The organism is Thermosynechococcus sp. FA-CM-4201 (assembly GCF_054689355.1).
Window position 1 is genome coordinate 1,078,910 of record NZ_CP079920.1, and the last position, 15,109, is coordinate 1,094,018.

At 54.9% G+C, this 15,109-nt stretch carries 14 protein-coding genes; 7 read left to right on the forward strand and 7 right to left on the reverse strand.

The window, feature by feature from the left end; all coding sequences use genetic code 11:
• Window positions 1–2: 2 nt before the first annotated feature.
• Complete coding sequence (locus KV190_RS05285; RefSeq protein WP_460194904.1) at window positions 3–344, reverse strand: cation:proton antiporter subunit C; 342 nt, start codon at window positions 342–344, stop codon at window positions 3–5.
• A 312-nt stretch (window positions 345–656) separates the two neighbouring features.
• Here KV190_RS05285 and KV190_RS05290 point away from each other — a divergent pair, with 312 nt between their 5' ends.
• The 5 genes from KV190_RS05290 (at window position 657) to KV190_RS05310 (ending at window position 5,991) form a co-directional block, all read left to right on the forward strand.
• Window positions 657–2,258: an NAD(P)H-quinone oxidoreductase subunit 4 gene (locus KV190_RS05290; RefSeq protein WP_460194905.1), complete on the forward strand. Its 1,602-nt coding sequence runs from the start codon at window positions 657–659 to the stop codon at window positions 2,256–2,258.
• A gap of 122 nt (window positions 2,259–2,380) precedes the next feature.
• On the forward strand, window positions 2,381–2,608 hold the full coding sequence (locus KV190_RS05295; RefSeq protein ID WP_011057657.1) for a Calvin cycle protein CP12: 228 nt from the start codon (window positions 2,381–2,383) through the stop codon (window positions 2,606–2,608).
• 11 nt (window positions 2,609–2,619) lie between these two features.
• Complete coding sequence (locus KV190_RS05300; RefSeq protein ID WP_460194906.1) at window positions 2,620–3,477, forward strand: fructosamine kinase family protein; 858 nt, start codon at window positions 2,620–2,622, stop codon at window positions 3,475–3,477.
• 130 nt (window positions 3,478–3,607) lie between these two features.
• Window positions 3,608–4,255: a signal peptidase I gene (lepB, locus tag KV190_RS05305; protein ID WP_460194907.1), complete on the forward strand. Its 648-nt coding sequence runs from the start codon at window positions 3,608–3,610 to the stop codon at window positions 4,253–4,255.
• Window positions 4,252–5,991 carry an FAD-dependent oxidoreductase gene (locus KV190_RS05310; protein WP_460194908.1) on the forward strand — a complete coding sequence of 580 codons (1,740 nt, stop codon included), beginning with the start codon at window positions 4,252–4,254 and terminating at the stop codon, window positions 5,989–5,991. The genes lepB and KV190_RS05310 overlap by 4 nt, the downstream gene beginning before the upstream one ends.
• Here the strand turns inward: KV190_RS05310 and KV190_RS05315 are convergent.
• The 3 genes from KV190_RS05315 to rpsN form a co-directional block, all read right to left on the reverse strand.
• Window positions 5,988–7,625 (reverse strand): acetolactate synthase large subunit, encoded by a 1,638-nt coding sequence (locus tag KV190_RS05315; RefSeq protein WP_460194909.1) that lies wholly within the window; start codon window positions 7,623–7,625, stop codon window positions 5,988–5,990. The genes KV190_RS05310 and KV190_RS05315 overlap by 4 nt on opposite strands.
• 85 nt (window positions 7,626–7,710) lie before the next feature.
• A complete protein-coding gene (locus KV190_RS05320) occupies window positions 7,711–7,998 on the reverse strand; it encodes a 4a-hydroxytetrahydrobiopterin dehydratase (RefSeq protein WP_460194910.1) in 288 nt (95 codons plus the stop codon).
• Window positions 7,999–8,041: 43 nt separating this feature from the next.
• Window positions 8,042–8,344 (reverse strand): 30S ribosomal protein S14, encoded by a 303-nt coding sequence (gene rpsN, locus KV190_RS05325; protein WP_250683269.1) that lies wholly within the window; start codon window positions 8,342–8,344, stop codon window positions 8,042–8,044.
• 98 nt (window positions 8,345–8,442) lie between these two features.
• Between rpsN and cysS the strand changes: the two genes are divergently transcribed.
• Both cysS and pyrE read left to right on the forward strand, forming a co-directional pair.
• Entirely contained in the window at window positions 8,443–9,909 is a 1,467-nt protein-coding gene (cysS, locus tag KV190_RS05330) for a cysteine--tRNA ligase (RefSeq protein WP_460194911.1), read from the forward strand.
• A gap of 14 nt (window positions 9,910–9,923) precedes the next feature.
• Complete coding sequence (gene pyrE / locus KV190_RS05335) at window positions 9,924–10,493, forward strand: orotate phosphoribosyltransferase (protein WP_460194912.1); 570 nt, start codon at window positions 9,924–9,926, stop codon at window positions 10,491–10,493.
• Here the strand turns inward: pyrE and purB are convergent.
• Genes purB through KV190_RS05350 form a run of 3 tightly spaced genes read right to left on the reverse strand, consistent with a single transcriptional unit; the run spans window position 10,490 to window position 15,106 of the window.
• A complete protein-coding gene (gene purB, locus KV190_RS05340; RefSeq protein WP_460194913.1) occupies window positions 10,490–11,785 on the reverse strand; it encodes an adenylosuccinate lyase in 1,296 nt (431 codons plus the stop codon). The genes pyrE and purB overlap by 4 nt on opposite strands.
• A gap of 56 nt (window positions 11,786–11,841) precedes the next feature.
• Window positions 11,842–12,930, reverse strand: a complete 1,089-nt coding sequence (locus KV190_RS05345; protein WP_460194914.1) for an LOG family protein — start codon at window positions 12,928–12,930, stop codon at window positions 11,842–11,844.
• Window positions 12,931–12,961: 31 nt separating this feature from the next.
• Window positions 12,962–15,106 (reverse strand): ATP-binding protein, encoded by a 2,145-nt coding sequence (locus KV190_RS05350; protein WP_460194915.1) that lies wholly within the window; start codon window positions 15,104–15,106, stop codon window positions 12,962–12,964.
• Window positions 15,107–15,109 lie beyond the last annotated feature (3 nt).

Genomic DNA, 15,109 nt, shown 5'->3' on the forward strand with positions numbered 1-15,109 from the left:
TCCTACAGATACTTTTGATCAATTTCTGGCGTTTCCAAAGTCGGGTTATCCCGCGCTAGCTTCATTGCCGCCACCAGCATCAGCGTTTGAATCGAAAGGCCAATCACGATCGCGGTCAAAATCACGGCTTGGGGTACGGGGTCGGCATAGGCAGTATCAAAGGCTCCGCCACGGGCAATGGGCGTGACCAGACCACTGTGGGTGGCAATGACCACAAACAAAGCCACTACCCCGGTGCTCATAACATCCATCGTCACAATCTTCATTAGCAGGTTTTTCTTGACGATCGTTGCTAGAAACCCGACGAGGATAGTGACAAAAACACTGGCTTCCAAGAAAATCATGAGACCCCACCCGCAGACACCTTGGTATTTAAAACAAACTGTAACATTCTGCTTTGCCGTTACACCTTGCCTGTTGCCATAGAACTGCACCGCCGCAACCAACGGTAAGAAACCTTAAGCACGTCAACCCCCATCTTAACTTTATTCAGATCAATATCAATTCTCTATAGAATAGATTTTTGTCAATAGCAGTGCCATAAACTTTATAATTTAGAAAAATGCTTAACAATTTGCAACATTTAGCAAATAGGTATATATTCTTATTCAGATACTTGAACAGATTACTGGACTCGTCCCTTGGGGGGTTGTCTGATGAATGTCCAATTTCCTTGGCTGACTGTACTGACACTGCTGCCTTTAGTGGCAGCCTTTTTCATTCCCGTGTTGCCCGACCGTGAGGGGAAGACAGTCCGCTGGTATGCCCTAGCGATCGCACTCCTCGAATTTGGCCTCTCGGCAATGGTTTTCTGGCAGCACTACGATGCCCAATCCGCCCAGATCCAAATGGTGGAAACCGTGCCTTGGCTCCCGCAAATCGGCCTGAACTGGTCCCTAGCGGTTGATGGCCTTGCCGTCCCCCTGATTTTGCTGACGGGTCTGGTAAACACAGTGGCAATCTTTGCGGCTTGGCAAGTAAAGCAGAAGCCGCGTTTATTTTATTTCCTGATGTTGGCGCTCTACAGTGCCCAAATTGGCGTCTTTGCCGCCCAAGACCTCATTCTTTTCTTCCTAATTTGGGAATTGGAACTGGTGCCCGTCTATCTGCTGATCTCCATCTGGGGCGGTGCCAAACGCCAATACGCCGCTACAAAATTCATCCTCTACACTGCCGTTGGTTCCCTCTTTATCCTGATTGCTGGCCTAGCGATGGCCTTCTATGGCGGTGACTTTACCCTCAACATGGCGGCCTTGGGTCTCAAGGACTATCCCTTGGCTCTCGAACTCTTGGCCTATGGTGGCTTCCTGATTGCCTTTGGTGTCAAACTGCCGATTTTCCCACTGCACACTTGGTTGCCCGATGCCCACGGTGAAGCCTCTGCCCCCGTTTCAATGGTGTTGGCGGGAGTGCTCTTGAAAATGGGGGGCTATGGCCTAATTCGCTTCAACCTGCAAATGCTGCCGGATGCCCACATCTACTTGGCCCCTGTTCTGATTGCCCTTGGGGTCGTGAATATTGTCTATGGTGCTCTAACCGCCTTTGGCCAAGAAAACCTGAAGCGGCGGCTGGCCTACTCCTCGATTTCCCACATGGGCTTTGTGCTGCTGGGCATTGGTGCCCTCAATGGCATTGGGCTCAATGGGGCGATGCTGCAAATGCTCTCCCACGGTTTGATTGCGGCTGCCCTCTTCTTCTTGGCCGGGGTGACCTACGATCGCACCCACACATTGGCCATGGAAAAAATGAGCGGTATTGCCCAATCCATGCCGAAAACCTTTGCCCTGTTTACCGCTGGCTCGATGGCCTCGCTGGCGCTGCCCGGCATGAGTGGCTTTGTCAGTGAACTCACGGTCTTCTTGGGCTTGACCAACAGTGATGCCTACTCCACCACCTTCAAAGTAGGGATGATTTTCCTTGCGGCTGTGGGGGTGATTATCACGCCTGTCTATCTGCTCTCGATGGTGCGCCGTGTCTTTACGGGCAAACAAGCGGGCGATATGTTTGACAAACTGCTGTTGGACATCAATCCCCGTGAAACCTTCATTGCCCTGTCCCTCTTGGTGCCGATTATTGCCGTGGGGATGTATCCCAAGCTGGCCACCCAAACCTACGATGTGACCACGACGGCGATCGCCAGCCATGTCCACGCGGCTCTGCCGGCAGTAGCGCAGCACCATCTGCCCCTCTATGCCCAACTGACCCAATCCGCCCCCAGCCTAGTCAGTGAAGCAACCGTTGCCGACAGTACCCTCTAGGGGGTGAGGGGTGGGGATGCAGCTTCTGGCAGTTCAGGGCATTCATTGCTAGAGTGGAGTAACGGCATTCCTGCCCTTGGGCAGATTGCATAAACTCAATACGGTGATTCAATAAAGGCTCTATGAGTAATCTCGAGAAACAAATTGAACAAGCCCGCGAGGAAGCCCACAAAATCTGTGACACCGAAGGGGCAACCTCTGGACAGTGTGCCGCTGCTTGGGATGCCCTTGAGGAACTGCAAGCGGAAGCTGCCCACCAACGCGCTGAGCAGCAAGATCACAAAACCTCCTTCCAGCAGTACTGTGATGACAACCCTGATGCTGCTGAGTGCCGCATTTACGACGACTAAGGGTTGAGGGCGTGGGTCGCTGGCAACAGTTGTGGGATCAATTTGCCGCAGCGACGGGTCAGCGGCTCCATGAGGGTAAAGCCCTTGCAGTGGGGGGCGGCAGTATCAACACCACCTATGTGTGGCAACATCCAGAGCAAACCCTCTTTGTGAAATTCAATCGCCCTGAACGGCAGGCCATGTTTGCTGCCGAAGCCAATGCCCTGCGGGCGATCGCCAAGGTTCAAGCGATTCGCGTTCCCCTTCCCCTGCTATGGGGGGTGGTTGAGGACGCGAGTTTTTTAGTGTTGGAATACTTGCCCCTCACCAGTTCTGGAGATTGGTGGCAGATGGGGGTAGAGCTGGCACAGTTGCACCTCAAGGGTACGGGCGATCGCTATGGCTGGTCGGAAAATAACACCATTGGTGCCACTCCTCAAATCAACCCTTGGTCAGACAACTGGGGGGAGTTTTTCCGTGATGCGCGCCTGCGTTATCAGTTTGATCTGGCTCGCCGTCGGGGTGGACACTTTCCCAAGGCGGAGAAGCTCCTAGCAGCCATTCCAGAACTCCTGAACCATGAACCAACCCCTACCCTAGTGCACGGCGATCTCTGGTCGGGAAATGCTGCCTTTTGTCGCACGGGGGAACCGGTGATTTTTGACCCCGCCAGTTACTATGGCGATCGCGAGGTGGACTTGGCGATGAGTGAACTCTTTGGTGGCTTTCCTGCGGCCTTTTATGAGGGCTACAACGCCACCTATCCCCTAGGGGCTGGCTATGGGCAACGGAAAACCATCTACAACCTGTACCACATCCTCAATCACTTCAATCTTTTTGGCGGTAGTTATGGCACTCAAGCCCAGTACATGATTGAGCAGATCCTTTAACCGTAAGCTGCCCCGTGGAACAGAACGTTTGCCAAAGCACTCTAAGATCAAAGTGACCACTCACCTCACATGGCTGTAGTATCGTGGAGTGCATGGCTTCAATTTTTGAGTGTTTGCGAGATTCCTTCCTATGTCCGATGGCAAAGTGCCACCCACAAATGCTTCTACCCCTGAATCAGTGACAGCCAAGACCCAAAAGGCCACAGAACCTTGGTGGCTGGAGATGGCCAAAACCCTAGGACTAGCGGCTGTTCTTGCCATTGGTATTCGGACATTTGTGGCCGAGGCACGCTATATCCCCACCGGCTCGATGGAAGAAACCCTGCTGATTAACGATCGCCTGATTATTGAAAAAGTCAGCTACTATTTCCATGCCCCCCATCGGGGCGACATTATTGTGTTTAATCCAACCCCCACGCTTCAGCAGGCGGGCTTTCGCGATGCCTTTATCAAACGGGTGGTGGGCTTGCCGGGCGATCGCGTCGAACTGCGCGAAGGGCGGGTCTATGTCAATAATCAGCCCCTACCCGAACCCTATCTTGCCCCCTCAACCTTTACATCCGTAGATACCTGTGCCGGCATCCAGCCCTATCTGGCTCAACCCCAAGTCATTCCTGCCAACAGTTACTTGGTTTTGGGGGATAACCGCAATAATAGCTTTGATGGTCGCTGCTGGGGAGTGGTACCGCGCAATTACATTATTGGCCGTGCGGCGATTCGCTTTTGGCCCCCCGATCGCTGGGGGTTGATTACGGATCCCAAGGAACCGCAACAGTGAGGCAAACCCTGCGCACCGAGGTACTCGTGGTGGGTGGTGGCACAGGGGGGGTGGCTGCTGCCTTAACGGCGTCTCGCGCGGGTGCGCAAACGGTGCTGGTCAGTGAAACGCCGTGGCTAGGGGGCATGCTCACGAGTGCTGGGGTGGCTGCGCCGGATGGCAATGAACTGATGGCGTGGCAAACAGGGCTGTGGGGCGAGTTTCTGCGGGCGATCGCCCAACGACAGCCGGGGGGGCTAGATCATGCTTGGGTGAGTTTCTTTACCTTTGAGCCAAAGGTCGCTGCTGATCTGTTTGCCGAGTGGGTCAAGACAACCCCGAACCTGACGTGGATTGTTGGTGAGCTTCCCCAAGCGGTTTTGCGCCACGGCGATCGCATCCTCGGCGTGGAATTGACCACCCTCACCATCCATGCCCAAATCACCATTGACGCCACAGAACTCGGCGATCTCCTTGCCTTGGGAGACATCCCCCATCGTTGGGGGTGGGAGTGGCAGGCAGAAACCCAAGAACCCTCAGCACCCCCAGCACCCACCGCCTTGACTCAAACCTATCCCGTTCAAGCCCCCACATGGATTGTCGTTTTACAGGACTATGGTGAGGGTGCCACTGCCCCGGAGATTCCCCCTTCCCCCCTTTGGGATGAGCACAAGTTTAACGGTGCTTGGGCAGGCTACGACCCGCTGCACTTTCTCAACTATGGCCGCCTGCCGGGGAACCGCTTTATGCTCAACTGGCCGCAGCAGGGGAATGACTATGGGGTGGGTCTGGAACGGCTGATTGGCTCTGCCCAAGAGCGGCAGGCCTTTTGCCAAGAGGCACGCTGGCACGCCCAGGATTTTGCCTGCTACATCCAACGCCACTTTGGTCGCCGCTATGGTCTAGCGGAAGAGACGTTTCCCCAACTCCCTGGCCAACTGGGGGGCGGTGCCTATGCGCTCCATCCCTACTACCGTGAAAGCCGGCGCCTGATTGGTCTCACCACGATTCACGAGCAGGATCTTCTCCCCAGTGCTCCACCGCCCGTTGATGCCCAAGGTCACTACACGGGCATTGCCATTGGCAACTATCCCAACGATCACCACTATCCGGGGATGGAACTTCCCCTTGTCCCTAAGTCCATCCGTTGGGGCGGTCGTTGGACGGGGACGCCCTTTGTGGTGCCCTATACGTCGCTGATTCCCCAGAGGATAGAGGGCTTTCTAGTCGCAGAAAAAAATATCTCCGTGACCCATATTGCCAATGGTGCCACCCGCTTGCAACCGCTAGTGATGGGTATTGGCCAGGGGGCAGGGTGGTTAGCCGCCACAGCCATTCGCCAAGGGAAATCGCTGCACGAACTGGTGGGCAGCCTTGATCTGAAGCCCCTGATTCAGGAGTGCCGACAGGCAATTTTTCCCTTCTTTAATCTGCCGCCGCAACATCCAGAGTGGGCAGCTTGGCAGCTCCAGACCTTAAGCACCTTTGATCCGACAGTGCCCCTACCGCCAGAAGTGGCGATCGCCCAGCCCACACCCATGACCGTGAGTGCCGGAATGCAAACTGTCACGGGCGAATTTGTAAAACTGGGAGAGCAGGCCTATCAACTGCGCACCGATCAACAGTCTTGGCCCTTGGTGACGCTCCACCCCACTGTGAACGATCGCCTGCAAGCCTATAGCAATGGGCAACGGATCACAGTGACGGGCTTTATCAACCCCTATGCTCCTTGGATGCGGGTGGCGCACGTGGCCTAAGTGTCGCAGCTTAGCTCCCCAAGGCGTTGGTTAAAGCGCAGATTCTCGCTGTAGTCCACAGGGACATCAATGATGGTGGGGACATCCTGTGCCAAGGCGGTTTTCAGCGTGGGGATAAAGTCAGCGGTGTCCTCAATGCGATAGCCTTTGAGTCCCATGCTTTCGGCCAACTTAACAAAGTCAGGGTTACCAAAGTGGACATAGGCAGATTCACCAAAGTAGCGCTGCTGCTTCCACTCGATGAGGCCATAGCCGCCGTCATTAAAGATGATGGTTGTGAAGTTCGTGCCCATGCGCAGGGCAGTTTCCAGTTCTTGGAAATTCATCATGAAGCCACCATCCCCCGTGACTGCCACCACATGCCGCTGCGGATAGACCAATTTCGCCGCCATTGCCCCCGGTACCGCAATCCCCATTGCCGCAAAGCCATTGGAAATGATGCAGGTGTTGGGGCGATCGCAATGGTAGTGGCGGGCAATCCACATCTTGTGGGCACCGACATCAGAAATCACAATGTCCTCTGGCCCCATCACTTGGCGCAGGTCATAGATAAGCTTTTGCGGCTTGACGGGAAAACTCTCATCCTGGGCATATTGGCAATAGTCCGCCACAATGTCCTGCCGCAGTTGCACGGCATAGGGGGTGGGCTTGTCTTGGCGATCGGCCCGCTTGAGAATTTCATAGAGGGAGTCAGAAATATCCCCCACGACCTCAACAACAGGGATGTAGCTGCTGTCAATTTCCGCATGGGTGGCCGCAATATGAATAATGGGCAAGCGGCCATCGGGGTTCCAGCTTTTCGGGGAGTACTCAATCAAGTCATAGCCAACGGCAATCACTAAGTCAGCATGATCAAAGCCGCAGCTAATGTAATCCCGCTGTTGGAGTCCCACCGTCCACAGGGCAAGGGAGTGCTGATAGGGAATGACCCCTTTACCCATGAAGGTATTGGCCACAGGGATATTCAGCTTTTCGGCAAAGTGGGTGAGGGCAGCGGCAGCATGGGCACGAATGGCGCCATTTCCCACCAGGATCAGGGGGTTCTCAGCAGCATTGATCAGTTCAGCGGCCTTGAGAATGCTCTGGAACGAGGCATAGGTTTTTTCGGGGGGGCTAGGCTTGAGGGGATAGCCCTCAGCTTCCATGGCGGCAATGTTCTCGGGCACATCAATGTGAACCGCCCCCGGCTTTTCATTTTGGGCAATCTTAAAGGCCTTGCGGACAATTTCCGGTGTAATGCTGGGGCGGACGATCTGGGCATTCCATTTGGTAACCGGGCTAAACATGGCCACCAAGTCCAGATATTGGTGGGACTCGATGTGCATCCGATCCGTCCCCACTTGTCCTGTAATGGCCACAAGAGGAGCGCCATCGAGGTTGGCATCGGCAACACCGGTCATTAAGTTCGTGGCACCGGGGCCAAGGGTCGAGAGACACACCCCCGCTTTACCGGTGAGGCGACCATAGACATCGGCCATAAAGGCCGCCCCCTGTTCGTGGCGGGTGGTAATAAATTGAATGGGGGAGCGACGCAGCGCTTGCAGGACATCGAGATTTTCTTCCCCCGGCAGACCAAAAATATATTCAACGCCTTCATTTTCAAGGCATTTCACGAGTAATTCGGCGGTATTCATAGGATGGGCGATCGCGGGCACTACCTTCTATCGTAGTTCTGCTTTCTTTGCCCAATCCTTAAATGTTGGCAAACGCTGACGAAATTTATGCTGCGGCCAGATCGGAGATCACCTTGGCCAGATCAATGTCCTTTTGGGTAATCCCGCCAGCATCATGGGTGGTAAGGCAGACCGTGACCCGATTCCAAGAAATGGATAAATCAGGGTGATGCCCGGCCTGCTCAGCGGGATCTACCAGACGATTGACAAAGGCAATGGAGCCTAGGAAGTCTTTGAAGGTAAAGGTTTGCTCAAGGCGATCGCCCGCCAATTTCCAGCCGGGTAGGCTAGCTAGCTGTGCCTCAATATCCGCTGGGGATAATCGCTCTGCCATGGTTTTGCCTCAACCCTATTAGCTCTAGGGTAGCAGAGCCAATTTACCAACTGGACTTGACAACCCCCGGCAGTAACCCTTGGTGTGCCATTTCCCGCAGGGCGTTGCGGCAGAGGCCAAAATCGCGATAGTAACCACGAGGACGACCCGTCAACCAGCAGCGATTCCGCAGCCGTGAAGGGGCACTATTGCGGGGCAACTGTTGCAATTGACGATGGATGCTCATGATCTCTTCTTGGGTTTCGGCACTGGCCAGTTGAGCCTTGAGTTCTTGGCGTTTGCTGGCGTATTTAGCAACGAGCCGTTGCCGCTTTTTTTCCCGTTCGATCATGCTTTTTTTGGCCATGGGGGTGTGTTTGTCCTCGATAATGATGAATTTGGTATCCTATATCCTATCAAAGAGCGATTTGCTGCTGCAACTGTTGATCCTTGCGGGGTGTTTCTGTGCCCTTACATCTGTACAACACGCTGTCTCGCCGCCTTGAACCCTTCTCGCCCCTGCACCCAGAGCGGGTGACGATCTATGCCTGTGGTGTCACGGTGTATGACTATTGCCATTTGGGGCACGCCCGTTCCTATGTGGCTTGGGATGTGCTGCGCCGCTATCTCACGTTCTTGGGCTACGCGGTGCACTATGTGCAGAATTTTACTGATGTTGATGACAAAATTCTTCGCCGTGCCCATGAAAACGGTGAAACCATGGCGACGGTCAGCGATCGCTACATTGCCGCCTACCACGAGGACATGGCGGCCTTGAATATCCTGCCGGCCACTGCTTATCCCCGCGCGACAGAGGTGATTCCAGAAATTATTCACCTCATTCAAGGGCTACTGGATCGCGGCTATGCCTATGTGGCCGGTGGGGATGTTTACTATGCCGTGGCGCAATTTCCCAGCTATGGCAAGCTCTCCGGGCGCCAGCTTGAGCAACTCATGGCCGGTGCCAGTGGCCGCGTTGAGGAAGAGGAGGAGCAGCGCAAACGCCATCCCCTTGATTTTGCCCTCTGGAAAGCGGCGAAGCCCGAGGAAATGGGTGTCTATGACCCGTGGGAAGCCCCTTGGGGTAAAGGGCGCCCCGGCTGGCACATTGAATGCTCGGCAATGGTGCGACAAGCCTTTGGGGCAACGGTGGATATCCACTGCGGCGGCATGGATTTAATTTTCCCCCACCACGAGAATGAAATTGCCCAATCGGAGGCGGTGACGCAACAGCCCCTAGCCCGATTTTGGCTCCACAATGGCTTTGTCACCGTCAACACTGAGAAAATGTCCAAGTCCTTGGGGAATTTCACAACCATTCGTGACCTGCTGACTCAGGGGGTGGATGCCATGGCCTTGCGCCTGTTGGTTTTGCAGGCTCAGTACCGCAAACCCTTGGACTTTACGCCAGAAGCACTAAGCGCCGCTGCCAAGGGCTGGCAAACCCTCGCGGAAGCCCTGCGCATGCATCAGCAGATTCCCCTGCCCCCCACGGCTCCAGAAGCGGTAAAAAGCCACCCCAGTACTCAAGCCTTTTGTCAAGCGATGGATGAGGACTTGAACACCGCCGCTGCCCTCGCCGTGGTCTTTGAACTGGCGAAAACCCTGAATCGTGAGCAGCACCGCTATCTCCATGGGGGAGACTTGGGGCGATCGCCCGCTGAGGTGAGTCGCGATTGGCACACCTTGGTTGCCCTTGCGCAAGTCTTGGGTCTAGAGGCCAAAGAGGCGCCAAAAACTTCGCCAACGATGGGACTCACCGATGAGGAGATTCAAAACCTGATTGCCGCTCGCACTGCTGCCCGCCAAGCCAAAAACTATGCCGAGAGCGATCGCCTGCGGGATCTCCTTTTGGCTCAAGGGGTCAAACTCGTGGATCAAAAGGACGGCACCACCCATTGGTTTCGCGTGCCCGCTAGCTCAACCCCCTAACTGTGGAGAACACTATGCACGATTCCCTTGCTGACCTGCGTCAGGAACTCTTGGCGCTTCTGTGCCGCGATGCCTACCGTGCCGGCGAGTTTATCCTTTCCTCTGGCCAAAAAAGCCACTACTACATCAACTGCAAACCCGTGACCCTATCGGCGCGGGGTGCTTACCTGGTGGGACGGCTCTTCTTAGCGCAGTTAGCCCCTGAAGTGGTGGCGGTGGCGGGTCTCACCCTTGGGGCGGATCCCTTAGTGGTGGCAGTGAGCGTGCTCTCCAATGTGCAGGGGCAGGATCGGGCGGCGCTGATTGTGCGCAAGGAAGCCAAAGGCCACGGCACGATGAGCTTTATTGAAGGTCCCCCCTTGCCCCAAGGGGCGGTGATCACAGTGCTTGAGGATGTGATCACGACGGGGGGATCTGCCCTCAAGGCGGTGCTGCGGCTCCAAGAGGCAGGCTATGTCGTGAATGAGGTTCTGGCCATTGTCGATCGCCAAGCAGGCGGGGAAGCTGCCTTTGCCGCTCAAGGGATCCCCCTGCGATCGCTCTTTCGGATTAGCGACCTTGAAGCCCACCTCAATTCGGTCTAAATCCCCAACCGCTGGTAAATTTCCTCGAGGTGCTTGAGGTGATGTTCAGGGTTAAAGCAGGCCTCGAGTTCCTCTGGTGTCAGGTAGCGCTGAATTTCTGGATCCCCTTTGAGGTTGGCCGCAAAATCGCCATTGGGTTGATTCCACGCGGCGTGGGCGTGTTTTTGCACCAAGGCATAGGCGGCTTCGCGACTCAGCCCCTTCTCCACCAGCGCCAAGAGCACCCGCTGACTAAAGATGACACCGCCGTAGCAGTTCATATTGCGGCGCATATTCTCGGGGTAGATTTGTAGCGTCTGCACTAAGTCGGTCATTTCCACCAGCATAAAGTGGCTGAGAATCGAGCTATCGGGCAAAATCACCCGTTCTACCGCACTGTGGGAAATATCCCGTTCATGCCAGAGGGCAACATTTTCCAGGGCCGCCAAGGCATTGCCCCGCAGCACCCGCGCTAGACCGGTCAGCCGTTCGGAACGAATGGGATTGCGTTTGTGGGGCATGGCAGAGGAGCCTTTTTGTCCCTTCGAGAAGAATTCCTCGACTTCCAGAACATCGGTGCGCTGAAGATTGCGAATCTCAACGGCAAAGCGCTCGAGGCTGGCTCCCAAGAGGGCAAGGGTTTGGGCATAGTCGGCATGGCGATCGCGGGAAATCACCTGCGTCGAAGCGGTATCGGGTTGCAGTCCTAGTTTTTGGCAGGCGATCGCCTCTACACGTGGATCCACATTGGCATAGGTGCCCACTGCCCCAGAAATTTTGCCCACGGCCACGGTGCGCTGCAATTGACACAGGCGATCGCGATGGCGCAGCAGCTCCGCCAACCAACCAGCCAGCTTAAAGCCAAACGTAATTGGCTCGGCATGAATTCCATGACTGCGTCCCACCATCACCGTATAGCGATGTTCTTGGGCGCGGTGACGCACCGCCTGAATGAGATGCTCCAACTGCTCTTGGATCAGGCTGAGACTGGCCACCAATTGCAGGGCTAAACCGGTGTCAAGGACATCGGAGCTGGTCAAGCCAAGGTGAATATAGCGCCCGGCATCGCCAACATTCTCGTTGACATTGGTGAGGAAGGCAATGACATCGTGCTTTACCTCTGCTTCAATTTCCAGCACCCGTTGGGGGTCAAACTTGGCCTTGGCTTTGATTTCAGCGACGGCGTCGGCAGGAATATGCCCCAGTTCGGCTTGGGCTTCGCAGACCGCAATCTCAACATCGAGCCATGTTTTGAATTTGTAGGCATCCGTCCAGAGATTCCCCATCGGGGCAAGGGTATAGCGTTCGATCATGGGCGTGTGTTTATCTAGAGTGATCAAAAACTGCAAGCTAATCGAAGGGCGATCGCCTATTTGCGTTCGGGATGGTACACAGTCTCCGCCGTGGCAAAGCCATTGAGGCGATAGATGAGTTGGTAAAGACGGCTGTAGTCCCGCTGGTTAAAGTGCAAGATCAATCGCGGCAGGTGGAGCGTGTGGGTCAAGGCAGGGCGGTTAATGGGTTGCTCATCTTCCACTTCCCGAGGCAAGGGTTCTGCGCGTTCAATCTGCCCCGACACAAGAATGTCTTGAAAATCGCGATTGAGTTCTGCCAAGGCGGCATCACTAATGTCTTGGTTCAACCGCAGCACCAAGCGATCGCCCACATAGCGGCTAGAGTGATAGACACGATAAAAGCCACTCAGATAGGCTAAGCCTTCCTCAACACTGGTGCAGATGCGGTAGAGTTCCTGATCTTCACCGTTAATCAGTCCCTTGGCTGCCAATTCTTCACGAATAAACCGATCCCAGTGTTGCCAGTAGGTACCCCCGGGCACATCCATCAAAACCAATGGCTTAGGGGGGGCTTTGCCCGTTTGGCAGAGGGTCAAGCATTCAAAGGCTTCATCTTGGGTGCCAAAGCCACCGGGAAAGACGGCAATGGCATCGGTTTCCTTGAGCAAAAAGAGCTTGCGCGTAAAGAAGTACTTAAAGTGAATCAGGCGCGGATCCCCTTCAATGTAGGGATTAGCACCCTGCTCAAAGGGGAGTTCAATGTTCAGGCCAAAGGACTTGTTGGGGCCTGCCCCTTTGTTGCCGGCTTCCATGATGCCCCCCCCGGCACCGGTGATAATCATAAACCCCGTGGCACTCGCCGCCTGAGCAAAGCGCACCGCCATTTCATAGACTGGCGCGGTGGAGGGGGTGCGAGCGGAGCCAAAGATCGAAATTTTGCGAGTATGGCGATAGGGGGCAAAGACCCGCAGGGCTTGGTGCATATCCCGCAGGCAGGAACGCAGAATCTTCCAATCTAGTCGTTCCAGTTCCTCATCGGCAATATCCAGAAAAAGTTGCAGGGCTTGGTAAATCACGTCGCCGTGGGGCACACTATCCAAGCGACGAATTAACTGTTCAAGGTCTTGCTGTAGGCTACTTAAAGCGACTCGCGAAAGGGTCATGGCACCCTAAAAACGTTAGCACCCTATTTTATCAGGCAGCGGGATCACCTGATGCAGTGGGTAGGCTGAGGGTAAAGGTGGTAATGCCCGCTTCACTGTCGGCGCTAATTTCACCCTGCAATTGCTCCACGAGTTTTTGGGTGAGGGCAAGGCCTAAGCCCGTTCCCCCCTGTTGCCACGGATCGGCATTGGGAATGCGATAAAACTTTTCAAAGATGCGCGGTAGCTCCTCACTGGGAATCTCTGAGGGATTACTCACTTGAATTTGCAGGCGATCGCCCCCGATGGGATCAAAACGGACAACAATCTGTGCACCAGCAGGGCTGTACTTACAGGCATTGTTGAGTAACTCTGCCAAGATGCGGGCTAAGGCATGGCGGTTGGAGAGGAGGGGCGGCAACGTGGGGGGGCGCAAAATCTCAAGGGATTGCTGCCGCTGTTGCATGCGGTTGCGAAAGGGTTCAAGCACCGAGGGCAGCCAACTGTCGAGATCAATCACCTCTTGTTGAATTTGGCTGCGCCCTGCCTCTAGGCGTTGCAGATCCAGCAAATCATTGATCAATTCCGTTTCGCGGTTGCACTCATTGGTGAGAATGTCGAGGTAGCGTTTCTGGCGATCGTCGGTGGCAAATTGCTTCAGCATATAGATGGCCATTTTCATATTCGCCATGGGGGTACGCAACTCATGGGAAACGGTGCTCAAGAAATCATCCTTAATCGCATTGAGCCGCTCTAGCTCCTGCATTTTCTGTTCCAGTTCGGCAGTACGGGCGCGCACTTGTCGCTCTAAATCGGCATTGAGTTCTTGCACCTGCTGGTAAAGCTGCGCTTGGTGAATGGCGAGGGCACACTGATCGGCAATGGTTTTGACAAGGCTTAAATCTTCTGGCGTCCAAGACTTGGGCAGGGTTTGTTGCCAAAGCTGGCGATCGCTCGCCAAAACGGAGGTTGCCTCACTGGGTTCCCACTCACAATCGAGGAGCGTAATTTGCCCAAGGAGTTGGCCGAGGTAAATCAGCGGGGTGATCACCAAAGCGTTGACGTTGAAGGTTCTGAGATCCGTTTGCAGCGGCTCCGGTAAATCCGTACAACTAGCCGCCAAGACCACCTGCTCACCGTTGCTGAGGGCGGGTTCAAAGAGGGCGATCGCCTGCTGGTTCAGCGCAATCAAATAGTTGGGTAAGCTGACAAATTGAGGACGGCTGGCATAGGTAGGGCTATTGGGAGCATGGGTTTGGGTAATCAGACAGAGGGTTGATCCCAAGGCTTCTAGGAGTAAATCAGCCGTAATTTGCAGGACTTCCGCTGCCACCATGGTGGTGCGCATGGCTTGAATGATGCGGTTAATGATGGCCTCACGGCGGGCTTGGTTGCGCAGTTGTTCCTCGGCTCGCTTGCGATCGGTGACATCCATGACATAACTGCGGATCAGCTCACTTTCATAGATGTAGTGAATTGATTGCTCGTAGATGCGCCCTTGGTACTCCACCTCCCGCACATGGACTTTTTCTTGGGTTTGCTTCATGTAGCGTGCTAGTTCCGGCAATCCCAACAGCAGAGGATGAGTCAACTTCTGTTGCTGTAGATCCCGAAACTGCATCACTGCCGCTGGATTGAGATATGTCACCCTCCCTTCTAAATCCACTTCCAAAATTGGGTTGGGCGTCAGCTCCGGATAGGAGGCCAAGCGCACTAAGGCCGCTTCACTAAAATTCTCGATATTACCTTCATTGAGGGGGACAAGCGTTGCAAAGGGATTGGTGCTTTTGGAGAGAAAGCCTAAGACATCGGTACTGCGGCAAAAATCCTGAAACTCCGTATCCGTCATGTTGGTTAAGGTCAAGTAGCGGGCACGCACATCGCCGCCAAAGACAATCATGTCGCCGCCACGCAAATCATGGGCAACAATCCGCTGGCCATTGACCAGAGTGCCATTCGTACTGCGCTTGCCCTGCAAATCACCATCAATGAGGCGAAAAAGATGGCTATTGGTTTCAGGACTGGTCACCCGTAACAAAATCGCGTGCTGCCGTGAGACCATCTTCGAGTGGAGCACAATTGAATTCGTTGGATCGCGACCGATGGAATAGGTGGCTGCCTCTAGCAAAATGGGTCGCCGCCCCTCACTATCTTCGAGGACTAACAGGTGGCGGACTGCCTGCCGCTCATGGCTCACCGT

Excerpts from the sequence above, each read along its gene's own strand:
- KV190_RS05285 (WP_460194904.1), bottom strand. The coding sequence starts at position 344 with ATGATTTTCTTGGAAGCCAGTGTTTTTGTCACTATCCTCGTCGGGTTT.
- KV190_RS05290 (WP_460194905.1), top strand. The coding sequence starts at position 657 with ATGAATGTCCAATTTCCTTGGCTGACTGTACTGACACTGCTGCCTTTA.
- KV190_RS05295 (WP_011057657.1), top strand. The coding sequence starts at position 2,381 with ATGAGTAATCTCGAGAAACAAATTGAACAAGCCCGCGAGGAAGCCCAC.
- lepB (WP_460194907.1), top strand. The coding sequence starts at position 3,608 with ATGTCCGATGGCAAAGTGCCACCCACAAATGCTTCTACCCCTGAATCA.
- KV190_RS05315 (WP_460194909.1), bottom strand. The coding sequence starts at position 7,625 with ATGAATACCGCCGAATTACTCGTGAAATGCCTTGAAAATGAAGGCGTT.
- KV190_RS05320 (WP_460194910.1), bottom strand. The coding sequence starts at position 7,998 with ATGGCAGAGCGATTATCCCCAGCGGATATTGAGGCACAGCTAGCTAGC.
- rpsN (WP_250683269.1), bottom strand. The coding sequence starts at position 8,344 with ATGGCCAAAAAAAGCATGATCGAACGGGAAAAAAAGCGGCAACGGCTC.
- pyrE (WP_460194912.1), top strand. The coding sequence starts at position 9,924 with ATGCACGATTCCCTTGCTGACCTGCGTCAGGAACTCTTGGCGCTTCTG.
- purB (WP_460194913.1), bottom strand. The coding sequence starts at position 11,785 with ATGATCGAACGCTATACCCTTGCCCCGATGGGGAATCTCTGGACGGAT.
- KV190_RS05345 (WP_460194914.1), bottom strand. The coding sequence starts at position 12,930 with ATGACCCTTTCGCGAGTCGCTTTAAGTAGCCTACAGCAAGACCTTGAA.